The sequence below is a fragment of the Tundrisphaera macrotermitis genome (assembly GCF_051175315.1).
Taxonomy (GTDB): domain Bacteria; phylum Planctomycetota; class Planctomycetia; order Isosphaerales; family Isosphaeraceae; genus Tundrisphaera.
Genome location: NZ_CP195100.1, coordinates 6,107,507 through 6,134,437, shown reverse-complemented (window position 1 = coordinate 6,134,437; position 26,931 = coordinate 6,107,507). Strand labels below are relative to the sequence as shown.

25 protein-coding genes are annotated in these 26,931 nt (G+C 69.4%); 12 read left to right on the top strand and 13 right to left on the bottom strand.

The features are described 5' to 3' along the window. Positions 1 to 17 precede the first annotated feature (17 nt). Positions 18 to 380, top strand: a complete 363-nt coding sequence (locus tag TA3x_RS24775; protein ID WP_435017349.1) for a hypothetical protein — start codon at positions 18 to 20, stop codon at positions 378 to 380. A 65-nt stretch (positions 381 to 445) separates the two neighbouring features. On the opposite strand, the gene TA3x_RS24770 is transcribed toward TA3x_RS24775, so the two are convergent. Continuing rightward, complete coding sequence (locus tag TA3x_RS24770) at positions 446 to 1,819, bottom strand: 30S ribosomal protein S1 (protein ID WP_435017348.1); 1,374 nt, start codon at positions 1,817 to 1,819, stop codon at positions 446 to 448. A 69-nt stretch (positions 1,820 to 1,888) separates the two neighbouring features. Next, positions 1,889 to 2,551: a hypothetical protein gene (locus tag TA3x_RS24765; RefSeq protein WP_435017347.1), complete on the bottom strand. Its 663-nt coding sequence runs from the start codon at positions 2,549 to 2,551 to the stop codon at positions 1,889 to 1,891. Between the two features lie 210 nt (positions 2,552 to 2,761). Between TA3x_RS24765 and TA3x_RS24760 the strand changes: the two genes are divergently transcribed. Then, the gene (locus TA3x_RS24760; protein ID WP_435017346.1) at positions 2,762 to 2,980 is read left to right on the top strand and encodes a hypothetical protein; all 219 of its coding nucleotides are present in this window, start codon (positions 2,762 to 2,764) and stop codon (positions 2,978 to 2,980) included. Positions 2,981 to 3,104: 124 nt separating this feature from the next. Beyond that, a complete protein-coding gene (locus TA3x_RS24755) occupies positions 3,105 to 4,160 on the top strand; it encodes a DUF1559 domain-containing protein (RefSeq protein ID WP_435017345.1) in 1,056 nt (351 codons plus the stop codon). 85 nt (positions 4,161 to 4,245) lie between these two features. Here TA3x_RS24755 and TA3x_RS24750 read toward each other — a convergent pair whose 3' ends face one another. Continuing rightward, complete coding sequence (locus TA3x_RS24750) at positions 4,246 to 5,088, bottom strand: cyanophycinase (protein WP_435017344.1); 843 nt, start codon at positions 5,086 to 5,088, stop codon at positions 4,246 to 4,248. A 262-nt stretch (positions 5,089 to 5,350) separates the two neighbouring features. On the opposite strand from TA3x_RS24750, the gene TA3x_RS24745 reads away from it, so the two are divergent. Next, positions 5,351 to 6,133, top strand: coding sequence for an MBL fold metallo-hydrolase (locus TA3x_RS24745; protein WP_435017343.1), 783 nt, complete (start codon positions 5,351 to 5,353; stop codon positions 6,131 to 6,133). Between the two features lie 82 nt (positions 6,134 to 6,215). Here the strand turns inward: TA3x_RS24745 and TA3x_RS24740 are convergent, their stop codons facing one another. From TA3x_RS24740 to rsfS, 3 genes are all read right to left on the bottom strand, one after another. Then, on the bottom strand, positions 6,216 to 6,773 hold the full coding sequence (locus TA3x_RS24740; protein ID WP_435017342.1) for a DUF4142 domain-containing protein: 558 nt from the start codon (positions 6,771 to 6,773) through the stop codon (positions 6,216 to 6,218). Positions 6,774 to 6,913: 140 nt separating this feature from the next. Then, positions 6,914 to 8,770 (bottom strand): arginine--tRNA ligase, encoded by a 1,857-nt coding sequence (gene argS / locus TA3x_RS24735; RefSeq protein ID WP_435017341.1) that lies wholly within the window; start codon positions 8,768 to 8,770, stop codon positions 6,914 to 6,916. Between the two features lie 52 nt (positions 8,771 to 8,822). Beyond that, the gene (rsfS, locus tag TA3x_RS24730) at positions 8,823 to 9,362 is read right to left on the bottom strand and encodes a ribosome silencing factor (RefSeq protein WP_435017340.1); all 540 of its coding nucleotides are present in this window, start codon (positions 9,360 to 9,362) and stop codon (positions 8,823 to 8,825) included. A gap of 337 nt (positions 9,363 to 9,699) precedes the next feature. On the opposite strand from rsfS, the gene TA3x_RS24725 reads away from it, so the two are divergent. The 4 genes from TA3x_RS24725 (at position 9,700) to TA3x_RS24710 (ending at position 13,023) form a co-directional block, all read left to right on the top strand. Further along, a complete protein-coding gene (locus TA3x_RS24725) occupies positions 9,700 to 9,993 on the top strand; it encodes a hypothetical protein (RefSeq protein WP_435017339.1) in 294 nt (97 codons plus the stop codon). Positions 9,994 to 10,020: 27 nt separating this feature from the next. Further along, positions 10,021 to 11,070, top strand: a complete 1,050-nt coding sequence (locus tag TA3x_RS24720) for a hypothetical protein (protein WP_435017338.1) — start codon at positions 10,021 to 10,023, stop codon at positions 11,068 to 11,070. A 42-nt stretch (positions 11,071 to 11,112) separates the two neighbouring features. Then, positions 11,113 to 11,931 carry a hypothetical protein gene (locus TA3x_RS24715; RefSeq protein ID WP_435017337.1) on the top strand — a complete coding sequence of 273 codons (819 nt, stop codon included), beginning with the start codon at positions 11,113 to 11,115 and terminating at the stop codon, positions 11,929 to 11,931. 111 nt (positions 11,932 to 12,042) lie between these two features. After that, positions 12,043 to 13,023: a diguanylate cyclase gene (locus TA3x_RS24710; RefSeq protein ID WP_435017336.1), complete on the top strand. Its 981-nt coding sequence runs from the start codon at positions 12,043 to 12,045 to the stop codon at positions 13,021 to 13,023. On the opposite strand, the gene TA3x_RS24705 is transcribed toward TA3x_RS24710, so the two are convergent. The 4 genes from TA3x_RS24705 to TA3x_RS24690 all read right to left on the bottom strand — a co-directional run bounded on the left by TA3x_RS24705 (position 12,981) and on the right by TA3x_RS24690 (position 18,421). Next, complete coding sequence (locus TA3x_RS24705; protein ID WP_435017335.1) at positions 12,981 to 14,675, bottom strand: ABC transporter ATP-binding protein/permease; 1,695 nt, start codon at positions 14,673 to 14,675, stop codon at positions 12,981 to 12,983. The two genes, TA3x_RS24710 and TA3x_RS24705, sit on opposite strands and share 43 nt — an antisense overlap. Positions 14,676 to 14,721: 46 nt before the next feature. After that, on the bottom strand, positions 14,722 to 16,011 hold the full coding sequence (locus tag TA3x_RS24700; RefSeq protein ID WP_435017334.1) for a glucoamylase family protein: 1,290 nt from the start codon (positions 16,009 to 16,011) through the stop codon (positions 14,722 to 14,724). A 176-nt stretch (positions 16,012 to 16,187) separates the two neighbouring features. Next, positions 16,188 to 17,192, bottom strand: a complete 1,005-nt coding sequence (locus TA3x_RS24695) for a sodium:calcium antiporter (RefSeq protein WP_435017333.1) — start codon at positions 17,190 to 17,192, stop codon at positions 16,188 to 16,190. Between the two features lie 80 nt (positions 17,193 to 17,272). Then, positions 17,273 to 18,421 carry an AI-2E family transporter gene (locus TA3x_RS24690; protein WP_435017332.1) on the bottom strand — a complete coding sequence of 383 codons (1,149 nt, stop codon included), beginning with the start codon at positions 18,419 to 18,421 and terminating at the stop codon, positions 17,273 to 17,275. Between the two features lie 192 nt (positions 18,422 to 18,613). Here TA3x_RS24690 and TA3x_RS24685 point away from each other — a divergent pair, with 192 nt between their 5' ends. Further along, positions 18,614 to 20,482: a pseudouridine synthase gene (locus tag TA3x_RS24685; protein ID WP_435017331.1), complete on the top strand. Its 1,869-nt coding sequence runs from the start codon at positions 18,614 to 18,616 to the stop codon at positions 20,480 to 20,482. Positions 20,483 to 20,617: 135 nt separating this feature from the next. Here the strand turns inward: TA3x_RS24685 and TA3x_RS24680 are convergent, their stop codons facing one another. Continuing rightward, entirely contained in the window at positions 20,618 to 21,373 is a 756-nt protein-coding gene (locus tag TA3x_RS24680) for a UvrB/UvrC motif-containing protein (protein WP_435017330.1), read from the bottom strand. Positions 21,374 to 21,868: 495 nt separating this feature from the next. On the opposite strand from TA3x_RS24680, the gene TA3x_RS24675 reads away from it, so the two are divergent. Both TA3x_RS24675 and TA3x_RS24670 read left to right on the top strand, forming a co-directional pair. Beyond that, positions 21,869 to 22,450: a response regulator gene (locus TA3x_RS24675; protein WP_435017329.1), complete on the top strand. Its 582-nt coding sequence runs from the start codon at positions 21,869 to 21,871 to the stop codon at positions 22,448 to 22,450. Between the two features lie 243 nt (positions 22,451 to 22,693). Beyond that, a complete protein-coding gene (locus TA3x_RS24670) occupies positions 22,694 to 24,589 on the top strand; it encodes an ATP-binding protein (RefSeq protein ID WP_435017328.1) in 1,896 nt (631 codons plus the stop codon). Here the strand turns inward: TA3x_RS24670 and TA3x_RS24665 are convergent. After that, positions 24,586 to 24,885, bottom strand: a complete 300-nt coding sequence (locus TA3x_RS24665; protein ID WP_435017327.1) for a hypothetical protein — start codon at positions 24,883 to 24,885, stop codon at positions 24,586 to 24,588. The two genes, TA3x_RS24670 and TA3x_RS24665, sit on opposite strands and share 4 nt — an antisense overlap. Before the next feature lie 324 nt (positions 24,886 to 25,209). On the opposite strand from TA3x_RS24665, the gene TA3x_RS24660 reads away from it, so the two are divergent. Then, a complete protein-coding gene (locus TA3x_RS24660) occupies positions 25,210 to 25,917 on the top strand; it encodes an FKBP-type peptidyl-prolyl cis-trans isomerase (protein ID WP_435017326.1) in 708 nt (235 codons plus the stop codon). A gap of 118 nt (positions 25,918 to 26,035) precedes the next feature. Here TA3x_RS24660 and TA3x_RS24655 read toward each other — a convergent pair whose 3' ends face one another. After that, positions 26,036 to 26,929, bottom strand: a complete 894-nt coding sequence (locus TA3x_RS24655; protein ID WP_435017325.1) for a hypothetical protein — start codon at positions 26,927 to 26,929, stop codon at positions 26,036 to 26,038. Between the last annotated feature and the right edge of the window lie 2 nt (positions 26,930 to 26,931).

The following is a 26,931-nucleotide window of genomic DNA, read 5'->3' as shown; positions in this document are numbered from 1 at the left end:
TTCTCGGAGCTACGATCATGATCCTCACTCACCTGTTCGTCTCGCCGGATGCCCAGGCCCGCGCCCGCTACTGGCTGAACCACCACGGCTTCGAGGTCGAGAAGCGCGACCTCAGCCGCGAGGGGAGCCCGCGGATGGCCCTCTGCGTCTCGATGGCCGAGGCCCGGGCCGCCAAGACGCTGATCGACTCGATCGAGAGGGCCGATGCCGAGTTGCATCCGAAGCTCCCCGAGGCCCTGAAGCCGGCCCATGAGGAGGCCGCCCCGAGGGACGCCGCCCCGGCCACCACGCCGATCCATTGGGAGCCGATCGAGAAGGCGCCCTGCGACGACCCCCGGGTCGAGGCCGTCCGCCAGCTCGTGGACCATTATCACGAATAAGCCGGCGTCGGCGACGTCGCCGGGCCGGCACCACCCGGGGGGGATGGGGCCGGCCCGCTTTCGTTTCAGCCCTTCTTCCTGGGCGGGTTGAGGAACGGGTCGCGATCGCCGAGGCCACCCTTCAAGGGGATCTTGGGCTCGGGCTTGGGAGGCCGCGGGGCCTCGTCTTCCTCCTCCTCCTCTTCCTCGGCGGGGGCCGCGTCGGGCAGGGGCAGGAGCGACAGCGAGATCTTCTTGGCCTCGGGCTCGATCTTGAGGATCCGGACCTCGACCTCCTGCTCGGGCTTGACGATGTCCGACACCCGGCGGACCCGGCTGGGCGACAGCTCGGACACGTGGATCAGCCCCTCGATGCCGGGCTCCAGCTCGACGAAGGCGCCGAAGTCCATCAGCCGGGTGACGCGGCCCTTGACCGTCTGGCCCCGGGCATACTTGTCCTCGGCCAGGTCCCACGGGCTGGGCATCAGCTGCTTGAGGCCGAGGCTGACCCGCTGGGCGGTGCGGTCGACCTTGAGCACCTTGACCTCGACCTCGTCGCCGATTTTCACGGCGCCGGTCGGGCTGGACAGGCGGGACCAGCTCATGTCGCCGATGTGGAGCAGGCCGTCCACCCCGCCGACGTCCACGAACGCGCCGTAGTCCTTGACCGAGCGGACGGTGCCCTTGAGGACCTGCCCTTCTTCCAGGGTCTTCCAGGTCTCGATCCTCTGCTCGGCCCGTTCCTGCTCGACCAGTTCCCGGCGGGAGACGACGAGGTTCTTCTCGCGCTGGTTGGCCTCGGTGACGACCACGCGGAGCTTCTGATTGACGTAGACCGACGCGTCCTCGACGCGGTTGATGTCGATCTGGCCGATCGGCAAGAAGCCGCGGATGCCGTCGACCTCGACGTCGAGCCCGCCCTTGTTGGTCTTGGTGACCTTGGCCTCGACGATGAGCCCCTTGCGGAGGTTCTCCCAGCTCGCCTCGACGGCGGCCCCCTTGAGCGAGAGCAGGAGGAGCCCCTCGGCCGCGTCGAAGCGGTCGACGCGGACCTCGATGGTGTCGCCGGGCGAGGGCAGGGCGTCGCCGAACTGGTCGACCGGGACCACGCCCTCGCTCTTGGCGCCGAGGTCGACGAAGACGCTCTTGCCCCGGATCGAGATCACCTTGCCGAGCTGCGGCCCCTGCCGCGACTCCTGGCCCCTCTCGGACTTCGGCGCCATGCCGCCGGCCCGCTCGCCGGGCGGGAGCCGCTTCTTGCCGCCGACGTCGAGGGCGTCGGCGTCGAAGCCGGCCATGGCGGCCTCCAGCTCGGCGTCGAGGTCCTCGTCCCACTGCCGCTTGAAGGAAATCTCGCCGGCCGGCTCGATCTTCCGGGGCGTCCCCTTCGCCGCCGCATCGAGGGCCGCGTCGATCGCGGCATCCCGGTCCGAGGCCCCTCGCAAATTCTCGTCAGACATCGGGCTGATCCTGGAAGGTTGGGCGATCCGGATGGATCTTTGGTCGGATGGGCCGGTCGGGCTCGCGCCTCACGCGTCCTGAAGCTGCAGGACCGACCAGAGGCTCGGGTCTTCGCCGACCGGGAACTCGCGGCCGACCCCGAGGCCCTGCTCGCCGCGGTCGGGGTCGTTCAAGATATAGAAGAAGCCGAGGCGCCGGTTGGTCTCGGGGTCGAAACCGTGGAGCACCTCGGCCGGGAAGAACAGTTCGAGCCGATAGCCCGAGACGGTCCGCTCCGCCCTCGCGGCGATCGTCTGGGGCCGGGCCATCGGGGCATCGGCGACGGCCCGCGCGATCGGCTTGGAGGCGACCTCCACGGCCAGGGCCTTCCCGGACGCCGGCCTCACCGTGGCGGCGAAGCGGTGGCAGAACCGGGTGGCGCGGTGCACCGTCCGGGTATCGCGGGTGTCCACGTAGACCTGGACCCCATCGGCCCCCGACGGCCGCTCCCACTCGGGCGAGATCTGCCCGACCTTGCCGCCCACCTCGAAGGCAATGCCCAGCCCCGCCTCGTTCCAGCCGACCCGGGCCGACCCCCACGACTCCCGACCTTCCCACGCCGCGAGGTCGGGCAGGGCGCAGGCGTCGGGCAGGTCGAGCAGCCGCCCCTTGTCGCGCGGTATCCCCTCGACCCGGCGGCACGGGAACGCGGTCCGGAACCAGAAGGCTTGGGGCAACAGGGGCGTGGTCATCCCGCGATCTTAGCAAAGGCCCTGCCCGATCGCCAGCAGGGCCGGTCCGTGATGATCCGGATGATCGGGATGCTTTTCGTTAACGCACCCCGCCGCGCAGCTTGCCAGGGGAGTCAACCCTTGATAAATTAAGGGGTCGGCACGAGGAAATGCACACGTCGAGCCCGTTTACCTTGGGTTTTCAGAGTCATGATTCGATCCGTTCAATCGATGCCGACTCGCCGCCTCATCCTGGGCTCCTGCCTCGCCCTCCTGATCCTCCCGCTCCACGGTTGCTCGGGCCCGGCCGCCGATGTCCCGCCGCCCGCGGCCGAGCCGGCCGCGACCGAGCCGGTCGCGACCCCGAAGGCCCCGGTCAAGTCGATGCAGCCCGGTGCCGAAGGTTACTCGGGCAAGGGCGGTGCGGGGGGTGGCGGCGCGGGCCGCTGAGCCCCGGCCCCCCGTCCGACCCGCCGCCTCTCCTCTCCCCGCTCGCAATCCCCGCCCTCGTCGGATGTCCGGAGGACGACGCATCCCCTGGCATCTGCCCATCATCTGCCTCCCGGAGCCTCCCATGATCCGCTCGCGTTCGCCTCGCCGTCGAGGCTTCACCCTGATCGAGCTTCTGGTCGTCATCGCCATCATCGCCGTCCTGATCGCGCTCTTGCTGCCCGCCGTGCAGGCCGCCCGCGAGGCCGCCCGCCGCATGCAATGCACCAATAACCTGAAGCAGCTGGCGATGGCCGCCCACAACTATGAGTCGGCCAACGGCTGCTTCCCCGCCGGCAACTACACGGCGATCAAGGACTGGACCGCCGCGACCAGCGACGGCGTGAGCGTCCTCGTCCGCCTGGCCCCGTTCATCGAGGGGCAGTCGACGTTCAACACGGCGAACCTCGCTTCCTCGTATCAGAGCCGGGTCAACGCGACCGTCGCCGGGGTGGCCACTTCGACCTTCTGGTGCCCGAGCGATCCGGAGATCATGACCGGCCAGCCGCTCGGCGCCACCTACGGGATGCCGACGCCGACCACGCTCCGCCAGTGCTTCAGCAGCTATGCCGGCGTCATGGGCATCTGGGGCCTCGCGGCCCGTACCAACAACGCGACATACGCACAGCGCGTGGCGAACATGAACGGGGTCATCTACCCCAGCTCGAACACCAAGATCGCCGAGATCTCCGACGGGACCAGCAACACCCTCCTGTTCGGCGAGAAGTCGCATCGCCGGATGGGCGTGGGCGCCGGCCCCGAGTACCACTGGTGGAACTCGGGCTACTATACCGACTGCCTGATGGAGACGATCTTCCCCGTCAACGGCCAGCTGAAGTACAAGAATTTCTACACGCCGACCAACGTCGCCAAGCTGAACGGTGCCGAGGAAAGCTGGGCCATGATCTCGGGCAGCCAGCACCCGGGCGGGGCCAATTTCGCCTTCTGCGACGGCTCGGTCAAGTTCATCAAGGATACGGTCGATTCGATGCCCGTGGATGCCAGCGGCTATGGCCCCGGGATGTCCTATGACTCGACGAATCGGATCATCGTCCTGAACCCGGCCACGGCCAAGCTGGGCGTCTTCCAGAAGCTCGCCACCCGCGCCTTCGGCGAGATTGTCAGCTCCGACCAGTACTGATCGCCGCCTCGATCTCCCGGGATCGATCCCCGGCCGCCCCCGATCGGGCGGCCGGGTGCCTCCGGCCTTGAAGGCTATCATCCCCTCACTCGTCCTCGGCTTGCCGGGACCGCTCCGGGGTCGGCAGGCCGGTGGCCGGATACTTGCCGCGGTCGCCTTCGGTGAACGAGGCGAACCGGGGCGGCTGGCCGTCCTTGCCGACCTCGAAGGCGAGCACGGCGGATCGGCCGACGACGCTCCAGCGGTCGCCCTCGATGATGAAGGCGGTCCCCTCGTCGATGCCGATGCCGATCAATTCCGGGTGGGCGGAGATCACCCCGTAGAGGCGGTTCATCCGGCTCCTTTTGAGGAAGTGCTGGTCGACCACCGCGTTCTTGACGAAGCCGAAGCCGCGCCCGACCTCGGCCACCGGGTTGCCCCCCCGGATCATCACGTCGGACATGATCGCCGCGCCGGCGGAGGTGCCGCCGAGGACGCCGCCGCGCTTGAGCAGGGCGTGGAACTCGCGCTCGACGGCGGTGCCGCGATAGGCCTCGATGATCTTGTTCTGGTCGCCCCCGCTGAACCAGACCGCCGTGGCCTCGGCGATCGGACGGGCGAACTCGGCGGTGTCGGCCTTCTCGCGGGACCGGGTGTGGAGCAGGGTCAGGTTGGCCGGCTCGTACCGGCGCCAGGGCTTGAGATAGGCCTCTTCCTCATCTTTCTTGTCGGCGTCCTCGCTGGCCGTGGGGATCACGATCAGCTTCGCCGCCTTGCCCCCGGCCAGGGCCATGAACTTGTCGCGGACGTTGTCCGGCATCCCCCCGCCGCCGACGATCACGAGGGCGCCCGCCTTCGGGGCGTCGTCGCCGGGCGCGACGCGGGGGGCCAGCAGGGCGATCGCGAGGGCGAGGCAGGGCAGCAGGGCGGGCTTCCGGGCGGTGCTCATGGGTCGGTCTCGGCGGGTGTGGATCTGGTCCGGGCGGCGGGATCTCGGGAGAGGATCCCCACTATGCCAGGCCCGGACGGCTTCGGCAAACCCCGGGTCGTGGTGCCCGACCCGCGCAATGGGTGTTGTCGTCCCGCGTCGGCTTTCCTAGAATCGAGCGGGGCCGTGCGCCCGTCCTCATCCAACCGCCCATCTCCCAGTCCGCCCGATCGCTGGCCCGATTGGTCCTCGGGCAAGCCTGGCCCCCGGAGCTTTCCACCGCATGCTTGAGCGTCGCTATATCTTCCCCGGCGTGATCGAGTTGAACGTCCAGGCCAGGCGTCGGCTCGGCGTCAACATCTACCTGATCGACGGCGGGACCGAGTTCGCTCTGATCGACGTCGGCTTCCTCGAAGAACTGGGCGACGTGCTGGAGATGATCCGGCAGATGAACTTCAGCCTGTCGGCGTGCAAGGCGATCCTGGTCAGCCACGCCGACGTCGACCACACCCAGGGGCTGGCCCGCGCCCGCTCGATCCTGAAGTGCAAGGTCTACGCCCATCCCAAGAGCATCAAGCCGATCGAGGACGGGGACGAGATCGAGACCTTCGCGCGAATCGATGCGCAAGGGATCCGGATCGAGATGCCCAAATGCAAGGTCGACAAGGCGATCGACGAGGGGGACGTGATCACCGTCGGCGACCGTGCGATCGAGGTCTGGAGCACGCCGGGCCACACCGCCGGGCAACTCGCCTTCAAGATGGGGAACTTGCTGTTTTCGGGGGATAACATCTTCCGCGACGGGGCGGTCGGCGCGATCGATGCCCACCACGGGTCGAGCCTGCCGGACTACATGGACAGCCTCCGGCGGATCCGCGACTGCGACGCCGAGTACCTCCTGCCGTCGCACGGGCCGATCTTCCGCAAGGATAAGGCGATGCTCGACGCCACCATCGCCCGGCTGGAGACCTACACCCACCTGGCCGACTTCGGCACCTGCGCCGTGGACTGGCCCCTGCTGGACCAGTGGGAAGACGAACTCGTCGAAGGAATGCCCAAACTTTGATGGGCCGATGAAACAGGCCTTCGGCCCCCGATCGTTGCGGGGGACGAAGGCCTGACACTCCGATGGGCCGAGGGCTCGGGGCTTACTTCTCGCCCTTCTTCTGCTTCATCTTCTCCTCATACCTCATGGCGATCGGCTTGATCGTGTTGAGGTGCTCCTTGATGTGGGGGAGCGACTTCGCGGCCAGCGCCTTCATCTCGGCATCCTGGCCGCGCTCGGCCTCGGCCGTGAAGGTGGCCACGGAGTCCATGTGGACGACGAGCTGGGCCTTGGCGTAGCAGGCGTCGAAATCCTCGCCGGAGAGGCCGGCCAGGTCCTGGGCACAGAACGAGGCGGACGGCGAGAGCGCCTTGGGCAGGGCGACCTGCTTCTTGGCGGCCAGGGCCGCCAGCTCGGCGTTCATCTTGGTGTGCTCGTCGACCATGTGCTGGCTGAACTTCTTCAGCTCGGGGTCGGTCGCCTTCTGCACGCCCAGCTCCGAGATCGTTACTTCCTTCAACCCCCCCTCGGCCGCGGCGGCGGCGAAGAGGGGGTCGCTGACGGCCATCTTGGTCTGGGCGGACTGGGCCGGTGCCTGGGCCTGGGCGGACGGGGCCAGGAGCACGGCGGACAGGGTGGCCAGGGCAAGGTTGCGGATCATGGTGCGGTTCCCTCGGGTTTGGGATCGTTGGACGATCGAGGCCGGCGCCGTGGGCGGGGCGTGGCCGGCTCGGCCCGCTGTCCCAGCAAACACCGCGCCGAAGAATCCAAGGATTCCGACGGGAACGTTTTTGGATCCGCTTACATCTCCTCGACGACGCCGATCCCCATCAGCCGGAGGCCCGACTCCAGGGTGCGGGCGGTCAGGTCGATCAGCGCCAGGCGGCTGTCGCGACGCTCAATGGACTCGGCCTTGAGTACCGGGCATTCCTCATAGAAGGTGCTGTAGGCGTTGGCCAGGTCGAACAGGTAGTCGGCCAGGATGTTCGGCTTCAACTCCGAGGCGGCGAACTCCAGCGTCTCCGGGAACCGGAGGATCCGGACGCCGAGCGCCCGCTCGGCCGGGTTGGTCAGGATGATCGGCGGCCGGGCCGCGCGAATCGCGGTGGGCTCGACCTCCGCCTTGCGGAAGATGCTCCGGATCCGGGCATAGGCGTACTGGAGGTAAGTCGCCGTGTTCCCGTTCTTGGCGAGCATCTTCGCCCAGTCGAAGACGTAGTCGCTCATGCGGTTCTGGGACAGGTCGGCATATTTGATGGCGCCGAGGCCGACGACCTCGGCGATCTGCTGCCGCTTCTCCTCGGGCAGGTGGGCGCTGTTCTCGTCGACGACCTTGCGGGCCTCGGCCACGGACTCGTCGAGCAGCGACTCCAGCCCGATCACATCCCCCTGGCGGGTCTTGTACGCCTTGCGATCGGGGCCGAGGATCGTGCCGAAGGCGACGTGCTCGTACCGGGTCTGGTCGTAGCCCCAGCGGCGGGCGACCGAGAACAGTTGCTGGAAGTGGTCCCCCTGGCGATGGTCGACCACGTAGAGGCTGAGATCCGGGTCCCACGTCTCCTCGCGATAGCGGATCGTGGCGAGGTCGGTGGTGGCGTAGTTGTACGCCCCGTCGCTCTTGCGGATCATGAACGGGGCCTTGAAACCCTCGGAGTAGACGACGGTCGCCCCCTCGCTGGGCACGGCCATCCCGTTCTGCTCCAGCTCGGCCACGATGCCGGCGAGCATCGGGTCGTAGAAGCTCTCCCCCAGCTCGACGTCGTGATGGACGTCGAGACGCTCGTAGATGGTGCGGAGGGCGGTCATGCAGTGGGGCATGAACTGCTCCCACAGGGCCCGGTTCTCGAAGTCGCCCTTGTGGAGCTTGACCGTCTCGGCGCGGCAGGCGTCGGCCACGTCGCGGGCGTCGGCCATGCGGCGGGCGACGTCCTCGAAGGTGTCGTCGGTCCCCTCCGCCAGCTTGGCGAACAGGGCCGCCGCCTCCTCGGACTTCCCGTCCTCGTGGAGCTTGATGGCCTTGCCGTAGCGGGCCCCGAGCGTCTCCCCCGGCTTGATCCGCGACTGGGCCAGGCGATAGAGGCGGGCCAGCTCGCCGACCGGGTCGGCGGCGTAGGCGGCGTCGTCCCGCTCGTTCTTCCAGCCCCAGAGGATCATGCCGAACTGCGAGCCCCAGTCGCCCAGGTGATTGTCGCGGATCACCTTGTGTCCCAGCGCGGTGAAGATCCGCGCCAGGCTCTCGCCGATCACGGTGGACCGGATGTGGCCGACGTGCATCGGCTTGGCGACGTTGGGCGAGCTGTAGTCGATGACGACGGTCAGCGGATCGGCCGGCGGCTCGACCCCGAGGGCGGGGTCGTCGAGCAGCGTGCCCAGCGTCCCGGAGATCCAGGCGTCGTCGAGCCGGACGTTGAGGAACCCCGGGCCGGCGACCTCGGGCGTGCCGGCCATCGGGGCCAGATCGACCGCCTTCGCCACGGCCTCGGCCACGGCGCGGGGGTTGACCTTCGCGGCCTTGGCGATGGCCATGCAGCCGTTGGCCTGGTAGTCGCCGAACTTGGGGTCGGTCCCGACCCGGACCGCCGAGGCGAAGGTGGCGGCGTCGCCGCCTTCGGGGGTCGCGGCGGCGAACGCGAGGCGCAGGCGGGCGAGGACGTTCATGGAACTCGGATCTCGGGGCGATGAGGACGAGGGCCGGGGCGGGTTGGATCGATCAGCCTTCCGGAGGCGCGGCCGGGGCGGGCTGGGGACGCGACGGGTCGCGCCAGTCGATCCTCGGGGCGTCGCCCCAGATCTCCTCCAGCGCGTAGTAGCCGCGGGCGTCGTCGGCGAAGACGTGGACGACGAAGTCGCCGTAGTCGATCAGGATCCAGCGGCCTTCCTCGGTCCCTTCCATGCCGAGCTTCCGCTCGCCGGCCTTCTTCATCTCCTGGTCGATCTCCGAGGCGATCGCGTTGGCCTGGCGGCGCGAATTCGCGGTGGCGATCACGAAGAAGTCGAGCAGGGGCGTGGCGTTGCGGAGGTCGAGGACCAGGATATCCTTGCCGCGGTTGTCGTCGGCGATCCGGGCGCACTGGATCGCGCGCTCGATCGCCACCGGGACGCGGGCCGGCTGGGACCGCGCGGCGGCCGAATGGGCCACGTCGTCCTGGGGCAGGGGGGGGGCGGGCCGTCTCCGCCTCGGGGTTTCCTGGGGGGGCGTGTTCGCGCCGATCGGGGCGGGACGGGACGGATTCTGATTGGGATGGGCCATCGCACCGGGGTCCAGGGCATTCGCATCGCGCCGGATCGTCGTCGGCCTTCGCGGCCGGACGTTCGACGAGCGAGCGGGCGGGCGGAGGGCCGGACACGGGGGCGATCCGGCAGGTTCGATCATGTGGTCGCTATCCTCCAGTGTACCGATCCACGGGGCCCGTGGCCATCGCCTCGATGGGGCCGTTGCGCCGGTCCCGGGGAATTTCGGGAATTTTGCCAAGAACTATGCTAAGGCGCCGACCTCGGAACGATATTGTCCGAAGGAAAGCAGGCCCGGGGCGACCTCGAAGGTCGCCGCGAGATGCCCATCGCGCCCCACAGCGTGAGCGGCATCCGTGAAACTCCTTCGATGCATCAAGCGGAAGCGCCATCCCGCCGGGATGGCCGGGGCGATTGCCTATCAGGGCCGCGACGCCCGCCTGGCCGACGCGCTGGGCGCGTCGATCCTCGCCGACGGATGGGGCCTCCAGTGGTCCCGCGAGACCTCCGGTCTATGGAGGGCGGTCGTCACCGTCCCGCCGATCCCCCACGCCTTCACGGGTCGGGGCGGGTCTCGCCTCGTCGCGATCTCCGCGGCCCACCTCGCGGCGCTGCGGAGCCGCGCCGGCCTCCGTCGCCCGCACATCTAGACCTCACACCCAGGGAACACTCCGACGATGATCCACCCGAAATCCAGCGCGATCCTCCAGGCGGGGCTGCGGGCGGTCGAGCTTTCGACGCCCTTCAAGGCCGAGGCCGACGCCGCGCTGGCCCACTTCCGGGCCGCCCGCGGCGAGGTCGAATCGCTGGTGCGACGCGGCGACCTGACGACCAAGGTCGCCCGCGAGCAGGCCGAGGCGGCCGCCCACAAGCTCCGCACGGAGCTGACGGCGCGGGCCGAGGGCTATAGCCCGGTGCCCGTCGCCTTCCTGGATCGACTCGTCGAGGCGATCCAGCAGCGGCAGAAGGCCCGCGAGACGATGTCGCTCGAAGGGCTCCAGCGCGAGACGAATCGGCTCCTCCGCCGATCCCTGGTCGAGGGCCAGATCCAGAGCCGCGCCCCCGAGTTCGAGGCGCGGGCCTTCTCCCGTCCGGTCGCCGGGGGGGCCCCCGCCCCGACCCTGGACGGGCTCCTGGGCCTCCACCGGTCGGCCGAGCAGGCCGGCGACGAGGCCGCCTTGGAGTGGTCGAGGCGGCAACTCGAGGCGTTCCGATCCCGGGTCATGGAGGAGGCCGACCTCCGCCGGATCGACCTGGCCTGCGACCTGCCCGACCGGGTCAACCCGCGGCTGGTCGGCGTGTACCTGGCGGCGATGGCCGATCGGCCCTCCGACGAGCTGGAGGTCTTCGTCGATCGGGCGATCGGCGAGGGGGATGCCAGCGCCTGCGTCGCGGCGTTCACCCTCGCGCGGCAGGACCCGTCACGTGCCGACGCCCGGTGGGCCCGCCGGGTGCTGGCCGGCCTGCCGGAGTTCCCCGATACCGCATTGTCCACCCTCCGCGCCATGGAGGCCGAGGCCCGGCAGAGGGAGGCCGAGGCCGCCCGCGCCCACGCCGATCTGGCCATCGCGATGGCCGAGTCGGAGGCCCGGCTGGAGGGCCTCGCGGCGCCCACCGCCGCCGACCTGGAACGTGCCGAACGCCTCGCCTCGATGGCGATGGCCCGGCCCGCCCCCGTGGCGGATGGGGGGAATCCCCCGGACGACGACGTGACATTCATCGGTTGAGCGGTTCGTTGGGCCGAGGCCGGAGATCCGGGAGCGAGAGCGATGATGGCGATTGTCGAGTTGCCCGAGGCGTATCAGACGGTGATCCAGGCCCTGCTGGCCGCCCCCCTGGCCTGGCAGACGCCGGCCGAGTTGGCCTCGGCCCTGGATGCCGACGTGGAAGAAACGACCGACCACCTGGCCACCCTCGACGCCGAGGGGTGGCTGGTGGCGTGGGAGGGGGGCGACGGTGCCGGCCCGGCGGTCACGCTGTCGACCGCGGCCGCCGCCCGGCTCGGGGCCCGGCTGGTCGAGCATGGGGCCGACGAACTGCCCCGATGGGCCACCCGGGGCGAGGCCGACCCTCCCCCGCACCGCGCCCTGGGCGTGTTCCGCTGCGAGCGGGCCGCCTCCCTGGAGATGGTGATCGACCCGCGCGAGCGGCCCGACGTCGCGCTGGAGTCGGCCGAGGCCGCCGCGGAGTCCCTGGCGGCACCGCAGGCCGAAACGCTCCGGCCCGGCTCGTGGGCCGGGCGGATGCCCCGGCCGACCCTCCTGCTCGGGACCGGGGCGAGCCCCTGGCCCGGGCCGGGGCGTGACCGGGACGCCGGCCAGGCCTGCCCGATCTGCGGCGACCGGCCGCTCAAGCCCACGATGTACTGCCTGGCCTGCGACCGCTGGGGCCTGGATCATCGGATCGTCGCGGAGGTCGCCGAGGCCCGCCCGGCGACGATCCCCGAGCTTCGAGAGCCGGCCGGGGGCTCCGCCCGACGCGAGGCGGAGGCCCGGGCCCGCAAGGACAAGCGTCGTGCCCGGTTCGCGCTCATCGAGGAGGCCCGCCGGGCCAAGAAGGGCGGCCGATCCAGGTCTTCCCGGGCATGAGGCGGCATCATGCCGGATCCGCGAACCCGTGCTATGCTCATCGCGGTGCGGCCCGTTTCCGGCGGGCCCCCGCGGGCATCCCCGGGGCAAGGCGCGAGAGAACCGACTCGGATGCATGTCCTGATCGCCGAAGATCAACCGTCCTCCGCCCTGGCCATCCGCCGCCTGCTCGGCCGGCTCGGCCACGAGTCCACCATCGCCGAGGACGGCCAGATGGCCTGGGAGATGGTCCAGACGGGCCGCTATCCCGTGCTCCTCTCCGACTGGATCATGCCCGGCATGGACGGGATCGAGCTCTGCCGGAGGATCCGTTCCCGCCGGGTCGCCCCTTATCAGTACATCATCCTCCTGACCTCCAAGCGCGACCTCGCCGACCGGCTGGAAGGGCTCCGCGCCGGGGCCGACGACTTCCTGGTCAAGCCCCCACACGTCGAGGAACTGGCCGTCCGGCTGGAGATCGCCGGCCGCATCCTGGGATTCCAGGACGAACTGGTTCGGCGCAATCGCGAACTCGCGGCCCTGGCCGATTCCGACGAGCTGACCGGGGCGAAGAACCGCAGGCACTTCCTCCGGGCGCTGGAGGATCGGTTCTTCGAGGCCCGACGCCTGGGGTCGCCGTTGTCGCTGATCCTGCTCGACATCGACCACTTCAAGGCCTACAACGATGCGTTCGGCCACCCGGCCGGCGACGAGGTCCTGCGGCTGGCGGCCGGGATGATCGGCGACCTCGCCCGCTGCGAGGACGTGGTGGCGCGGATCGGCGGCGAGGAATTCGCCGCGATCCTGCCGGGGTTGGGCGAGCAGGCGTCCCTCGCGGTCTGCGAGCGGATCCGCAGGGCGTTCTCCGCCTTCGCGTGGCCGCGCCGCGCGATCACCGCGAGCCTGGGGGCGGCCACGCTGGCCCCCCAGTCCAAATGCCCCGCCGACCTCATCGCCGAAGCCGACCTCGCCCTCTACGCCTCGAAGCGGTCGGGGCGAGACCGGGTCAGCCACCATCGCGACCTCGACGACGCCGCCGGGGAGCGGGGCGGCCGGGGCCGGGTGCGGGATCAGGCGGCGGCCGGCTCGCGGGTCGGGCCGACCGTCCATTGACCGTCGGGCAGGAGTTCCAGGACGTCGTCGTGGAACTCGCGCAGCCCCGGCTGATCCCCGACGCTGATGTAGGTGATCTTCGATTCGGAGAGGATCTGGTAGATGTGCCGGACCCGGGGCATGCTCAGGGCGTTGGTGGCCCGGTCCAGGAAGGCATACTTCGGCGCGGCGACCAGCAGCCGCGCGATCGAGAGCAATTGCTGCTCGCCCACGGTCAGCAGGTTGGCCCAGTCCCGCTCCACATCCAGTCCGCCGAGCCGGTCCAGGTGCGGGCCGAATGAGACCTGGCAGAGCACCTGGATGAGCCGCTCGTCGGAGATGCTCTTGCCGTGGTAGACGTCGTAGAACTGGTCGCGGAGCGTGCCCAAGGCCGTGTAGGGCCGCTGGGGGACGAACATGATCTGATCCCGGCCCGGCCGGATGATCGTCCCGGTGCCGGTCGGCCAGATCCCGGCCGTGGCCCGCGCCAGGGCGCTCTTGCCGATGCCGTCGGGCCCCTGGATCAACAGCCTGCGCCCGGTCGGCACATCCAGGGTCAGGTCCCGGACCAGAACGCTGCCGTCCTTGGGCGTGACCAGGGTGAGGTGCTCGTAGGCGAGGCGATTGTCGTCGTCGATCATCGTGATCGACGTCTCGGGGGGCCGTTTCTCCCCGTCGAGCACTTCCCAGATGGTCCCCAGCCGTTCGACCACCGCGGCGAACGAGGAGATGAGCGGGAACTGGGTGATGATCAGCGAGAAGGCGCCGAGGATCGTGGCGAACGCGCCGATCGACTGGGTGACCACCCCGAATTCGACCTGGCCCCGGATGAACATGGGGGCGACGATCAGGATCGGGATGATCTGGATCATGTAGTTGTAGCCGACGGTGAAGAACCCCAGGTTCCGATTGACCGAGGTGATCTCCCGGAAGTTCTCCACCAGCTCGCCCAGCCGGTCGTAGAGCCGGGCCTTCTGCTTGGCCTCGCCCCGGAACAGGGCGATCGAGTCGGCGTACTCGCGGACGTGGATCAGGTCGTGGCGGAAGTCGGCCTCCTTCTTGAGCTGGAGATTATTGAGTCCCACCAGCTTCCGGCCCACGAGGATCGTCACCAGCGACCCGACGATGGCGTAGCCGACCGAGACGAACAGGAGGACCGGCGTGATCATCCAGAGGACGCTGGCGAAGGCGATGGCCGTCATCGTGGCGTTGGTCAGCATCAGCAGGAAGGAGAGCGTCGTGGTGGTGAAGGTCTTGACGTCCTCGGAGATCCGCTGGTCGGGGTTGTCGATGTCGCCCCGCTCCATGAGCCGGTGATACCCCCGCTCATTCAGGTACATGTTGAGCAGGTGGGCGGTCAGCCAGCCCCGCCAGAGGATGGCCAGCCGTTCCTCGCTGAACTTCTGGAAGACCGCCACCACCGTCGACGCGGCGAACACCAGGAGATACAGGATGCCCATCCGGATGTAGACGTCGTTCTTGCGCTCCTGGATCGCCGTCATGAAGCCGCGATTGACGTAGCTGTTGACCACGTTCAGGATGATCACCCCGAAGACGAGGCTCACCAGGAGGCCCAGCCAGGCGAAGACCCTCCATCGGACGTCCGAGACGAACACCGGCCTGACGATCATGAGGATCCGGCCCAGGGCGCGGCCGTTCTTCGACTTGGGCATGGGTCAGGATCCGGGGTCGGGTGGGGATGCGGGGGCGGATGTCCGCTCAGAGCCAGCCGCCGGTGAATCCCGCGCGGCGCAGCCCGGTCAACAGCGGCGGGCACCGTTTCATCAGGGTCCAGAGCAGGCCGGTCCGGTAGTTCTCGATCATCAGGGCCAGCGGCCCCTGATCGATCCCGAAGTAGTACGGGGAGACCCAGCCGCACTGGCTCCCCTCGACGGGATAGGTCGGATTGAAGCTGGTCTTGAAGCCATAATCATCGGTCATCCCGAGATCGAGCTTGTAGAAATTGTAGATGGTCGGCAGCACGATCTCGGGGGCGAAGGGGAGCGACGCGACCACCGCCCACGGGGCGATCGTCCCGTCGTCGGGGCCGAACGGGACCCCGCGGGCCACATAGTCATAGAAGCGCCGGTCCACGCCGTCGACCTTGCGGTCGATCCACCCGGGGCCATCGCAGGCCGTGAATCCCCAGCAGAATTCGCCGTACATCGCCATCCCCAGGGGATTGCGGATCGCGTAATCGCGCTGGAGATAGGTGGCCCTTCGCGAGTTCTCGAAGTAATCGAGCCTGTGCTCCCTCATGAATGCATCTTGGATGCCGCGGAAGTCGATCCAGAGGTGGGAAAGCTGGTGGGTGAAGAGCGGGCCGGAATAGAGCATCTCCACGTCGAACAGGTCCCGCCACTGGTAGGTCGCGCAATACGCCGCATAGCTCTCGGCAGGGAGCGGGTAGGTGGGCGATCCGAGCGCCAGGAGGTAGAGCAGGAGCGCCTCGTCGTATCCGGTCCAGCGGTAGGGGATGAAGCCGGTCTCGGGGCGCCAGCCGTGGGTCAGGGCCGCCCCGCCGTTGGCGGCCCATTGCCAGTCGACCCGCCGATACAGGAAGTCGGCGATCTCGCGGATCTCCCGCTCGTCGGCGGTGTCCCGGTCGAAGTAGGTGGCCGCCGTCAGGATCCCGGCGATCAGGAAGCCGGAGTCGATCGTGGACAGCTCGCAGTCCCACACCCTGCGCCCGGTCTCCATGTCCAGGAAATGGTAATAGAACCCCCGGTAGCCCGTGGCGTCGGGCTCGGGGCCCTGCTTGCTGTCCCGGAAGAACCGGAGCTTGGTCAACACCCGGTTGATGGCATAGTCCCGCTCCATGATCCCGCGTTCCACCACGACGGGGGCCGTGGACAGGGCCATGCCCACGGCCGCGATGCTCGACGGGGAGCCCGGCGCGGTCTTGTCGGCGACCAGGCCGTTATCGGGGTTGGTCTCGCGGAGATAGTAGATCAGCGAGACCCACTGGAGCATGTCGAGGTGAGAGTCGGTGATCAGGTTCGGAGTCATCTGAGAGACCGCCCTCGGTCGGTTCGGGCCAGGGGTTCCGCCGCGCACGTGAGAACGGCACCTCTCCGGTGGCGCGGCGCTCGGCCGGCACCCATGCAGCCCCCTCCCCGAACCTAACGCGCCCGGGGATGGCCCGCCATCGCGGCCAGCACGCGTCGGGGCCGGCCGCCCCCGGCTCAGGATCCGACGGCCGCCGCCTCATGATTGATGTCGCGGGTCAGCAACATCCCGAGGTAGACGCCATAGGTCGCCACCAGGGTCAGCCCTTCCGCGCGGGAGACGCGGCGCCCCCCGCAGAGGATTGGGAACAGCAGCAGGGTCACCCCCAGCATCCAGAAGTGATCCCACGCCATCAACCCCAGGGGCACCGGCAACGGGTCGACCAGGCTCGTGAGCCCGAGCGTCCCCAGGAGGCTGAAGAGATTCGATCCGATCACGGTGGAGATGGCCAGGTCATCCCGGCCGCGGAAGCGGGAGACCAGCACGGTGACCAGCTCGGGCAGCCCCGTCCCGAGGGCCACGATCGACAGCCCGATGACCCGCTCCCGCAGTGCCCACATCTTCCCGACCTGCACGGCCCCCGCCAGGAAGCAGCCGGCCCCCGCCGCCAGCAGGGCCATGCCCAGGCAGGCCAGCGCCACGCCTCCGACCCAGGATCGTGACGCCCGGGGCAGGGCGTCCCGGATCTCCCCGACGCCCGCCTCGACCCCCCGACATTCCCCGGGTCCTATCCGGTCGCGGACCAGGACCCCAAGATAGGCGCAGGTCGCCGCGTAGCAGGCCAGGAACAGGAATGCGTCCATCCGGGCCAGGAGGCCGTCGTCGGCCACGGTCAGGTAAAGCAAGGTCGCCAACACGAGGATCGGATACTGGAGCCGGACCGCGGGGCCGGCGATCTCCAGGGGGCGGATCAAGGCCGCGGCGCCCAGGATGAGCGTGGAGTTGAGCAGGTGCGAGCCGACGACGTGGGCCACCGCGACGTCGGTGTGGCCTCGGGCCGCGGCGATCGCCGAGACCGCCAGCTCGGGGAAGGCCGTCCCCGCGCCGACCACGACCAGCCCGATCGCGGCGGGCGCCAAACGGGACAGGCTCGCCAGCCCGACGGCCCCCCGCAGCAGCGCCTCCCCGCCCGCCACCAGCAGGGGCAATCCCGTCGCCATCAAGAGGATCGGCAGCAGCATGGACATCGCGGGTGAGGGAAGATGGAAGGTCGTCGAGCCGCGACGGATCGGCCGGCGAGGCCGGGAGGCACTCCCGATGGTCAGGCGGCCCGGGCCATCCGGCCCTTCCAGATTTCGAGCAACCCGACGGCCACGGCCAGGATCAGCGGTCCGAGGATGATCCCGGACATGCCGAAGATCACCAGGCCGCCCAGGAACGCGATCAGCGAGGGGACCTCGTGCAGGCTCATCCGGCTCCCGGCGATCCGGGCATACAGGGCGTTGTCGATCAGGGTGAAAGTGAAGATCCCCCACGCCAGCAGCACCGCCGCCTGGCCATAGTGCCCCTGCAGCGCCAGATAGCCGATCGCCGGCACCCAGACGACGCCGGAACCGAGGATCGGCAGCAGGCTCAGGAGGAACATCACGGCCGTCCAAAGGACCCAGGCCGGGAACCCCGCCCACCAGAACAGGACGCCGAAGCCGACGGTGTCGATGATGCTCGTGATCAGCGTGGCGTAGAGGTTGGCGTGGATCGAGTCGGTGGCCCGGGTGAAGAGGTGGTCGCTCTCGGACTCGGTGAGGGGCAGGACGTCCTTCATCCCATCCAGGAAGATGCCGGGTTCCTTCAGCAGATAGAAGAGGATGAAGATCGCGACCAGGAACTGGACCAGGGCCGCGATCGACCCCTGCGCCAGCGACTTGACGTCCTTGGTGGCCCCCTCGACCCGGGCCATGACCTCCTTCTCCACGTCCATCCCGGTCCCTTCGAGCCACCTGATCCCCGGCCCGACGAACTTGGCCTGCTTCGCCTTCTCCAGCAGGGTCCCCTTCCCGGCGTCCGCCTCCGATTTCCGGACCGCCGTCTGGGCTTCCTTGGTGAGCTGATAGGTCACGAAGACCATCGTGCCCACGATCACGGCGACCACCACCCCGCTGCTGATGCCGGCGGCCAGCCCGGGCCAGGTGACGTAGCGGGCGATCAGGCGGTGCATCGGATAGGCGAGGATCGCCAGGGCCAGGCCCCAGGTGATCGCCGGCAGGACCGGATAGGCCAGCATCACGCACAGCACGATCAGGGTGAGCGTCAGCGTCGCCAGCGCCATCGGCCGAAGCCCGGCACCGCTCGTCATCGCGGGATCCGACCCCCCCTCGGTCAGCTCGGGATGGTCGGACTCGGCGGCGCTGGGGGATGGCTTCATGATCGTGGAGGCTTTCTGGATGGACCGGCCGATGCGTCTCGGGAACATGGATCCCCTAGCCTAGCAGATTCGCGGCCGGCAAACCGTTTCCTTCCCGCGACGGGGGCGAATTCGACGCGCAAGAACGATTCCTGGACGCGGCCGGACCCCTCCTGCTATGATGGGGAGATTGCACTCCGCGATCGCCCCGGGTTCGCTCGCGCCGGGAAAGCGATCGTCGCCCACTCGATCGGAAGTCTCATGGCTGCTCCGCGTCCCCCGCGCCGGGGGAATTCTCCCTCTCATGGCCCACGCTCGAAGGCGGGCGGCCCCCCTCATCGGGGAGGCCCCGCCTCGCGTCGCCCCGGCCCCAACTCGGGCCCCGGCCGCCGTCCGTTCAAGTCCAAGGGCCGTCCCGCCGTCGCCCGGGACGAGCCGGAAGGGTTCGATCGCCTCCAGAAGATCCTGGCCCACGCCGGCATCGGCTCGCGTCGCGCGTGCGAAGAGCTGATCCTCCAGGGTCGCGTCTCCGTCGGCGGCCAGGTCGTCCGCGAGCTGGGGACCCGGGTCAACCCGCTCGAGACGCCGGTCTCGGTCGATGGCCAGAAGATCCACTCCGAACGGCCGGTCTACTTCGCGGTCTTCAAGCCCAAGGGCTACGTCTCGACCAATGCGGACCCCTCGGGCCGGCCCCGCGTTATCGACCTGCTGCCGGAGATCCCCCAGCGGGTCTACACGGTCGGGCGGCTCGACGAGATGAGCGTCGGGCTGATGCTCCTGACCAACGACGGCGAGCTGGCCAACAAGCTGTCGCATCCCAGCTTCGGCGTCGAGAAGCTCTACCGGGTCGTCGTCGCCGGGGTGCCGGGCCGCGAGGTCCTCGACCAGATCACCGAAGGGGTCTGGCTCGCCGAGGGGAAGGTCCGCGCCAAGAAAGTCCGCATCGTCGCGCGGAAGGGGCTGTCCACGGTCCTGGAGATGGTGCTGGCCGAGGGCAAGAACCGCGAAGTCCGTCGCATGCTCGCCAAGTTCGGCCACAAGGTGATGAACCTGACGCGGGTTGCGATCGGGCCGATCACCGTCAAGGGGCTGGCCTCGGGGCAGTTCCGGGCCCTCACCGGGCGCGAGATCGACCTGCTGCGTCGGGTCGCAGCCGGCGAGCCGGTCTCGATGCCCTGGATGGGCGAGAGGCGACCCCCCCGAGAACCCGAACGCGCCCAGGGGGAGGCCCGACCCGAGCGTGACCGCCGGGATGGCCCCGCCGGCCGTCCCGAGCCGGGCGGCCCCCGGTTCGATCGCCGTCCCTCCGGCCCCGCCCGCCGCCCCGATGGCGATCGTCCCCCGATGCGCGACCAGCGGCCCCCCAGGCCCGGACCCGGCTATTCCTCCGGCCCCCGCCCCCACCAGGGACAGGACCGGCCCGGCGGCCGCCCCTTGCGCGGTCCGGCCGACGGGCCGCCCCGCCGCTTCGACCGCGAAGGCGACCGCCACGATGGGCCGCCGCGCCGGTTCGATCAGCAGGGCCGCAACGACGGTCCGCCGCGTCGGTTCGATCAGCAGGGCCGGAACGATGGGCCGCCGCCGCGTCGGTTCGATCAGCAGGGCCGCAACGACGGTCCGCCGCGTCGGTTCGATCAGCAGGGCCGTCCCGGCGGACCGGGTGGGCACGACGGTCCCCGCCGCTTCGACCGTCAGGGTGGCCCGCCCCAGGGCCGGTATGAAGGCCCGCCTCGTCGGTTCGAGGACGAGAATCGTCAGGGCCCGCGCCAGGACGGCCCGCCGCGCCGGTTCGACCGGCAGGGTGGCGGCGGACGGCCGGAGCAGGCTCGGAATGACGGCCCGCGTCGGTTCGATCGCGATGCCCGGCCCCCCATGGGCCCCGGCGTGGGAAGGGGACCGAACGGCCCGCGCCCGCCGCAGGGACGCCGGCCCGCGCCGCCGAGGGTCGATGGCCCTCCCCAGCGGCGCGTGATCGGGATGGAGTCCGCCCCCGCCCCGGAACCGACCCGCGATGATCGCCCTCGCCCGAGGATGAAGCGGCCCCCGGGGCGTCGCCCCCAGCCCCCGCCCGGCCGCGGCCCCAAGCCGATGCCGCGCCGCCGCGGCCCGGCCGACGATTCCGGCGAGTGATCGTCCCACTCCCGCCGCATGGTGGGCGTTGTCCCGCCCCGATCGGAGAAATCCTCCGATCGGGTGGGCGGCATCCTGGAGGCCATCGGCCCCGGGCTTGATGACGGCCGGCCCGTCGGATCGATCGGGTCGAGTTCAGCGACGGGTCCGCGCCCGGATCTGGTCGCGGAGCAGGGCGGCCCGTTCGTAGTCCTCGTCGGCCACCGCCTCATCGAGCTGTTCGCTCAGGGTCTTCTCGACCGAGAAGTTCTTGCGGATCTCGACTTCGAGGACCTTGAGCTGTTCGATCAGGGACTCGCTGGGCGTCTCATCACGCTCCACCTCGGCGGTCCAGGTTTCGTGGAAGGCGCTGATTCGGGCGATCCCCTCGCGGACGGCGTCGATCGCCAGGTCCGCGCGGCGGTTCTCCAGGGCCAGCGCGGTCTCCGCCTGGGTGCGGTGGAACAGGACCAGGCCCCGGAAGCGTTCGTGGACCGCGATGTATTCCTGGTCCTTCGCATGCTTTCGGATAAAATCCATCAGGGCGAGCGTGTGGTCGGCGTCGAGCAGGGCCCGGTCATAGGCCTGGAGGGTCAGCCAGGCGATGCGGCGATGGTAGAACTGGGCAAACTCTCGATCGACCTCGGCGCAATGCTCGGCCGTCATCGACCACCCGCCCCGCTTCCCGCCGGAGCGGGCCCGGCTCTCCAGATAGGAGAGGTAGGTCTCGTGATCGTGGGGACGGACGCCATCGGGCCGCCCCGCGACCTCCATCTGGATCAGGCCAAGCTCGATCCGGATCTGGAGGATCTCGCGACCGTCGCGGGCGACGATCTTGCGGACGATCACCTCGCCGGGCTCGGGATTGTAGTGCCATCCATGCAACGCATCGTCGATATCCCGTCGCATCATCGGCTCCAACCCGTCACCCTCTGAGACGTCCTGACACGACCGATTATACCAGGCAAGGCTTGGGCCGCCACGCGGAGCATTCGTGGCCAGGTCGCAATGGCCGGTCTGTCACGGTCCCCCCGCATGAGAGGGTTGTCGCCAGGCATCACGATGAATTTGGGGTTATTGGGCGGTCTCGATGCCGATCCGGCTCGCCCGGAATTAAAGCGGGCTGCATTTACGTTGACAGGATGGGCAGTTACACTATAGTTGGCACTGTTGGTAACTTCGGCAAAGCTGATAGCTTTCGCGGATTCTGCCGATTATCCCTGCGGGCCGTTAGACTTCCCATCTGCGACCGATCTGTCGGTTTCTCGCATCCACGATGGACCCGAGGGGCCGGCCTATTGGTCTCTTTGAGGGTTGAACCGGCCCGGGAATCGATCGTGGCGTCAATGATCGGGGGGCGTCGGGAAGCCCGGGCGCTCAACCGAAAGGCATGGGGCGAACTCGACCATGAAGACCGTTTTCACGACCGGGGAAGCCGCCAAGATCTGCAAGGTGAGCCAGCAGACGATCATTCGCTGCTTCGACTCGGGCCAGCTCAAAGGGTTCCGCGTCCCCGGCTCGCGGTTTCGCCGCATCCCTCGCGAGGCGCTCTATCGCTTCATGAAGGAAAATAGCATACCGACCGATGCGCTGGAAAGCGGACGGAGGCGGATCCTGATCGTCGACGACGACCAGGCGGTGGTCGACCTGATCTCGGACGTCCTGGCCAACGATTCGCGGTTCGAGTCCAAGTACGTCAACAATGGTTTCGGCGCGGGGAAGCTCGCCGCCGAGTACCACCCGGACCTCATCATCCTCGACGTGATGCTCCCGGACATCAATGGCCAGGCGGTCTGCGAGCTGATCCGGCAAGACCCGTCGATGAGCGACATCAAGATCATCTGCATCTCGGGCCTGATCGAAGACAAGAAAATCGCGGAGTTGCGGGCCTCGGGTGCCGATGATTTCCTGCACAAGCCCCTCGATATCGACGAGTTGATCCGCCGCGTCTGTCGCTTGCTGGACATCGAGACGGGGCCGACCGATTGATCGCGCCACCGTGAGGGCCGGGATGGCCCCGTCTGCAATGGGCTCGAATCGTTCGAGTCGCCGAGACTGATCGTCGCCGACGGGAAGGAGCCCGGCTCGGTGCGTGTTCAAACCGCCCGAAATCTGAATGGCGATGTGGAGACCCTCCTCCGGGCGATCGAGAGGATGGAAGGGCTCCCGATCCGCCCTGCCTCGGCTCGCCTGGCGTCGGCGATACCGCACAGGCAGGATGGTCCTCCCATCATGGAGGCCTCCGCGAGCCGACCGACCTCCTGCCTCCTGGTGGATCCGGGCTGGGCCCTGGCGAGGTCCCGGATCGGCGACGGTCGCTTCGATCCCACGGCCATCATCGCCGAACATGCCTGGTGGCCGTGCCCCGCGGCCGGGCCCGCCCAGGAGGCGATCACTCGCCTCTGGAGGCATTCCGTCGCCGTCGCCATCGCGGCGAGGAAGATGGCCGTCGAGGCCGACGACCCCGATCCCGATGCGGTGGCGCGGGCCGGATTGCTCCACAACCTCGGGATGTGGGCAATCGCCGCGACGGATCCGTCCCGGCTGACAGCGTGGTTCGCGGCGCCGGATGGGCCCGCCCGATCCGACCTGGAGTGGCGCTGGCTCGGGTGCGAGGCCGCCGACCTGGGGCGGCACCTGGCGGGCCGCTGGGGATGCGAGCCCCTGGTGGAGGCCGCCGCCTGGCTCCACGGCGACGGCCACGGCGACCTGACGCCGGAAATCGACCAGCCCCGACGCCTGGCCTGGATCCAGCAGGCGTACGACCGCGCCCGGCGCACGCCCTGGGCCCCCGGCGACGGCTTCGGGCGCGACCCGGCCTCGGCCGACCCGCGCGTCCGCATCCTGATCGCCGAGGTCCAGGCGCGGACCGGCGGCCCGTGGGTCGAGCCCGACGCGACCGCCCGCGAGGAGCGGCTGACCCGGGAGAACGCCCGGCTCCGGATCGAGAACGCCCGGCTCCTCGCCGGGCAGGAGGCCCGGGACCGGTTCCTGGAAGTCCTCTCGACGTCCTCCTCCAGCGACTCGCCCGCCACCTGGGTCGAGCGGGCCGGGTTGGCCTGGTGCGAGGAACCCGGCGTGGCCGCGGCCCGGGTCGTCTGGGCCGATGATTCGCCCGAAAGGACCGAAGCGGCCGCGTCCGAGTCGGCGACGGCGCCGGTCCGCCCCCCCTCGACCGTCATTGTCCTGGGCGAGCCCCATCGGCCCACCGCCCAGATCCAGCTCTGGCGGGTCGACACGCCGGAGCATGCCGTCCCGGCCGGGCCGCATCCGGCCCGCGCCGCCTGGGCCGCCTGGTCGCGCGAGGTCGAGGAACGGTCCCGCCTCCGCCGACGCCTCGACATCGCCACCCGGGCACTCCGGAAGAGGGCAGCGGCCGAGTCCGAAACACGCCGGCTCGCCCTGGTCGAAGGGCTCGCCGAGTTCGCGGCCGGGGCCGGGCACGAGTTGAATAACCCGCTCGCGGTGATCCTGGGCCGGGCCCAGCTGGTCATGGGGCGGGTGGAGGATACCGAGGCCCGGCGGTCGCTCCAGGCCATCATCACCCAAGCTCAGCGGGCCCACCGGATCCTCCGCGACCTCATGTACGTGGCCCGTCCCCCCGAGCCGAGGGTCCGCGCCTGCCAGCCCGACGAGATCGTCCGGGCCTGCATCCGCGACCTCCAACCCGAGGCCGAGGCCCGCGGGATCCTGCTGACGGCCGAGTCCCGGGAGGCCAACCCCAGGGCCTGGGGCGACCCCGACGCCATCCGGCAACTCGCCGACATCCTGGTCCGCAACGCGCTCGAAGCGACCCCGAGCGGCGGGGCCGTCCATTTCCTGGCCGGCGGCGACGGCAAGTCCCTGAAGTGGGTGGTCCGGGATAATGGCCGGGGCATCGGGGCCGACGAGGGGGCCCGGATCTTCGACCCGTTCTTCTGCGGACGCCAGGCCGGCCGCGGCCTCGGCTTGGGCCTCCCACGGGCCGCCCGGATCATCGACCGGGTCGGCGGGGAGCTGCGGTGGAACTCCGCCCCGGGGCTCGGGACGAATTTCAAGATGACCTACCCGGTCCTGGATTCGGCCCCGATCGAGAGCGATCTCCGACCGGGGCCGTCCAACGGGTCCCATGCCCTGCCCAACGGCTAGGCTGAGTTCGCCTGGTAATTCATCGAATCCGCGATCGGGTGGCAGTCGCAGCACAGGAATGTGACGTTCAATGGCTCGTCATAATTCCAGTGATGGCGCTCCAGGGGGCGTCGCCTCCGGCACCAGGAGCAGCATTTCGGACGCTCGATCATCCGCAATTGCTCGGCCAGGGCGGCCGCATAGCGGGCCGATCGGGTGCGGATCCGACGCGGTCGCGTCACATCCCCGCTGATCTCAAGGTGGCGGCGAAGTCGGGCGATCTTGGCGTGCTGACGGTTCCGTCGAACCTTCTTCATGACACGTCCCCCCGCTCTAGGTTTGGAAGCAAACCCCGCGACGCGCGCTGACGGTTCCCGTTCCGTGGCGGAGTTCGGATGTCGAATCCGAAGTCGTCCTTTTGTTATCTAGCTTCTCCAATATACCCAGGTTCGGCAACTCTGGGGCCAAGACGTGATCTCACTTTGTCCGAATTACGATTTTCGCGGGATTCCGGTTCGAGAAGATGGCTGGACCGGGTCGTTCTGCGCGTGGTGCGATCGAATGAGTTGCGTTAGGATGAGTGGCCGACGATGGTCGTTCACCATTCAAGATCTGTCCCGGGACATTCGCAAGGAATTCCGATGAAGTATGCGACGCTCGCCCTGATCGGGGCCGGTCTGGTTTTCACCTCGACGATGGCCGGCGGGCAAGCCCCTCCCCAGGGGGCGACCGAACTCAAGGACGTCAAGCAGAAGGTCGCCTACGGGATCGGCGTCGACATCGGTAAGAAGATCAAGAGCCAGCAGGTCGACTTCGATCTCGACCTCGTGGCCAAGGGGATCAAGGACGGATACGGCGGCAAGGTCGCAATCCCCGACGAGCAGATCATGGAGGCGATGCAGACCTTCCAGCAGCAGATGATGGCCAAGGCCGCCGAGGCGGCGAAGGGCGTCGGCGAGAAGAACCTGAAGGAGGGCGAGGCGTTCCTCGCCGCCAACAAGACCAAGCCGGGCGTCAAGACGACGGCCAGCGGGCTCCAGTACAAGGTCCTCAAGTCCGGCACCGGCAAGACCCCCAAGGCCACCGACGTCGTCTCCACCCACTACCGGGGGACGCTGATCGACGGGACCGAGTTCGACAGCTCGTACAAGCGGAACGAGCCGACCGAGTTCCCGGTCAACGGCGTGATCCAGGGCTGGACCGAGGCCCTGCAGCTGATGAAGGTCGGCGACAAGTGGCAGCTCTTCATCCCCGGCAACCTGGCGTACGGCGCCAACCCCCGCCCGGGCGGGCCGATCGGCCCCAACGCCACCCTACTGTTCGAGATCGAACTCCTCGAAGTCAAGTAAGCCGGCACGCAGCCCGACTCTCGAAACCACGCCAGCCCCACGCGATCCAGATCGCGCGGGGCTTTTTCACGCCCCCGCTCCCCGATCCGACCGCCCCGTCGGGCTGGCTCGGCCCGAATCAGGGGAAGTGATCGAGGGGCAGGGCGCGGAACGAGAAGCCGCCCCAGGAGGCTTCGGCCTTCGGCTGGGCGTTGGCTTCCGCCAGCAAGACGCGCGACTTGCGGGGGGCCGCGGAGGCCGTCGGGAACCAGGGCGGCAAGGCCCGTCGGGCCTCGGCGATCTCGGCCTTCGACCAGGCCTGTCCGTCGATCAGATGGCCCAGCGCGGCCAGTGTGCGAGACGCCGAGGGGTCGGCGCCGACGGACAGCCGGAGCGCGATCGGCAGCTCCACGTCGCTGATCCAGGCCCCCCAAACATCGGCGGGGAGTTCATCAATGCGGATCCAGCCCGTCCGGGCGACCCGCCACCAGGGTGCGGACCGATCCCAGACGGCCACCTCGATCGCCTCGTCGGTCCAGCTCAGGACCGGGCACGCCTCGGTCCCGACTTCCGCCGTCGCGTCGGCGGGCTTCTCGGGACCGGGTCGGAGCGGGCGGGGGCCGGGCGGAAGGAAGGCGACCAGCCTGGTGTTCCAGGGCAGGAGGGCCTTGGCGCGTGCCCATCCGGTGGGCGTCCCGTGGCCGATCCGCAGGTGGGTGGCCGGGCCGGACGGGGGCCAGGCGTCGTAGACCTCGACGAACATCCGGGCGTCGATGGTGGCGAAGAGACGACCGCCGGGGCGGACGGCGACTTCGGTCACCTCGTCGAGCAGCAGCGCCCGGCGCGTAACCTTGCCGACGATGACCTGGGGCCGGGGCGATGCCGGGATCGGGGGCCCCTCCACGGCCCGCCGCAGGCGAGCAGCCAGCGCGGCGCGGGCGTCGCGGGTCCAGGCTTCCCCCTGCCAGATCGCCAGGGTGGCGACCGTCAGGATCACCAGGGAGGGCAGGGGATAGCGGATCGGTGGGAGCATGG

Excerpts from the sequence above, each read along its gene's own strand:
- TA3x_RS24775 (WP_435017349.1), top strand. The coding sequence starts at position 18 with ATGATCCTCACTCACCTGTTCGTCTCGCCGGATGCCCAGGCCCGCGCC.
- TA3x_RS24770 (WP_435017348.1), bottom strand. The coding sequence starts at position 1,819 with ATGTCTGACGAGAATTTGCGAGGGGCCTCGGACCGGGATGCCGCGATC.
- TA3x_RS24765 (WP_435017347.1), bottom strand. The coding sequence starts at position 2,551 with ATGACCACGCCCCTGTTGCCCCAAGCCTTCTGGTTCCGGACCGCGTTC.
- TA3x_RS24760 (WP_435017346.1), top strand. The coding sequence starts at position 2,762 with ATGCCGACTCGCCGCCTCATCCTGGGCTCCTGCCTCGCCCTCCTGATC.
- TA3x_RS24755 (WP_435017345.1), top strand. The coding sequence starts at position 3,105 with ATGATCCGCTCGCGTTCGCCTCGCCGTCGAGGCTTCACCCTGATCGAG.
- TA3x_RS24750 (WP_435017344.1), bottom strand. The coding sequence starts at position 5,088 with ATGAGCACCGCCCGGAAGCCCGCCCTGCTGCCCTGCCTCGCCCTCGCG.
- TA3x_RS24745 (WP_435017343.1), top strand. The coding sequence starts at position 5,351 with ATGCTTGAGCGTCGCTATATCTTCCCCGGCGTGATCGAGTTGAACGTC.
- TA3x_RS24740 (WP_435017342.1), bottom strand. The coding sequence starts at position 6,773 with ATGATCCGCAACCTTGCCCTGGCCACCCTGTCCGCCGTGCTCCTGGCC.
- argS (WP_435017341.1), bottom strand. The coding sequence starts at position 8,770 with ATGAACGTCCTCGCCCGCCTGCGCCTCGCGTTCGCCGCCGCGACCCCC.
- rsfS (WP_435017340.1), bottom strand. The coding sequence starts at position 9,362 with ATGGCCCATCCCAATCAGAATCCGTCCCGTCCCGCCCCGATCGGCGCG.
- TA3x_RS24720 (WP_435017338.1), top strand. The coding sequence starts at position 10,021 with ATGATCCACCCGAAATCCAGCGCGATCCTCCAGGCGGGGCTGCGGGCG.
- TA3x_RS24715 (WP_435017337.1), top strand. The coding sequence starts at position 11,113 with ATGATGGCGATTGTCGAGTTGCCCGAGGCGTATCAGACGGTGATCCAG.
- TA3x_RS24710 (WP_435017336.1), top strand. The coding sequence starts at position 12,043 with ATGCATGTCCTGATCGCCGAAGATCAACCGTCCTCCGCCCTGGCCATC.
- TA3x_RS24705 (WP_435017335.1), bottom strand. The coding sequence starts at position 14,675 with ATGCCCAAGTCGAAGAACGGCCGCGCCCTGGGCCGGATCCTCATGATC.
- TA3x_RS24700 (WP_435017334.1), bottom strand. The coding sequence starts at position 16,011 with ATGACTCCGAACCTGATCACCGACTCTCACCTCGACATGCTCCAGTGG.
- TA3x_RS24695 (WP_435017333.1), bottom strand. The coding sequence starts at position 17,192 with ATGCTGCTGCCGATCCTCTTGATGGCGACGGGATTGCCCCTGCTGGTG.
- TA3x_RS24690 (WP_435017332.1), bottom strand. The coding sequence starts at position 18,421 with ATGTTCCCGAGACGCATCGGCCGGTCCATCCAGAAAGCCTCCACGATC.
- TA3x_RS24685 (WP_435017331.1), top strand. The coding sequence starts at position 18,614 with ATGGCTGCTCCGCGTCCCCCGCGCCGGGGGAATTCTCCCTCTCATGGC.
- TA3x_RS24680 (WP_435017330.1), bottom strand. The coding sequence starts at position 21,373 with ATGATGCGACGGGATATCGACGATGCGTTGCATGGATGGCACTACAAT.
- TA3x_RS24675 (WP_435017329.1), top strand. The coding sequence starts at position 21,869 with ATGAAGACCGTTTTCACGACCGGGGAAGCCGCCAAGATCTGCAAGGTG.
- TA3x_RS24670 (WP_435017328.1), top strand. The coding sequence starts at position 22,694 with ATGGAGGCCTCCGCGAGCCGACCGACCTCCTGCCTCCTGGTGGATCCG.
- TA3x_RS24665 (WP_435017327.1), bottom strand. The coding sequence starts at position 24,885 with ATGAAGAAGGTTCGACGGAACCGTCAGCACGCCAAGATCGCCCGACTT.
- TA3x_RS24660 (WP_435017326.1), top strand. The coding sequence starts at position 25,210 with ATGAAGTATGCGACGCTCGCCCTGATCGGGGCCGGTCTGGTTTTCACC.
- TA3x_RS24655 (WP_435017325.1), bottom strand. The coding sequence starts at position 26,929 with ATGCTCCCACCGATCCGCTATCCCCTGCCCTCCCTGGTGATCCTGACG.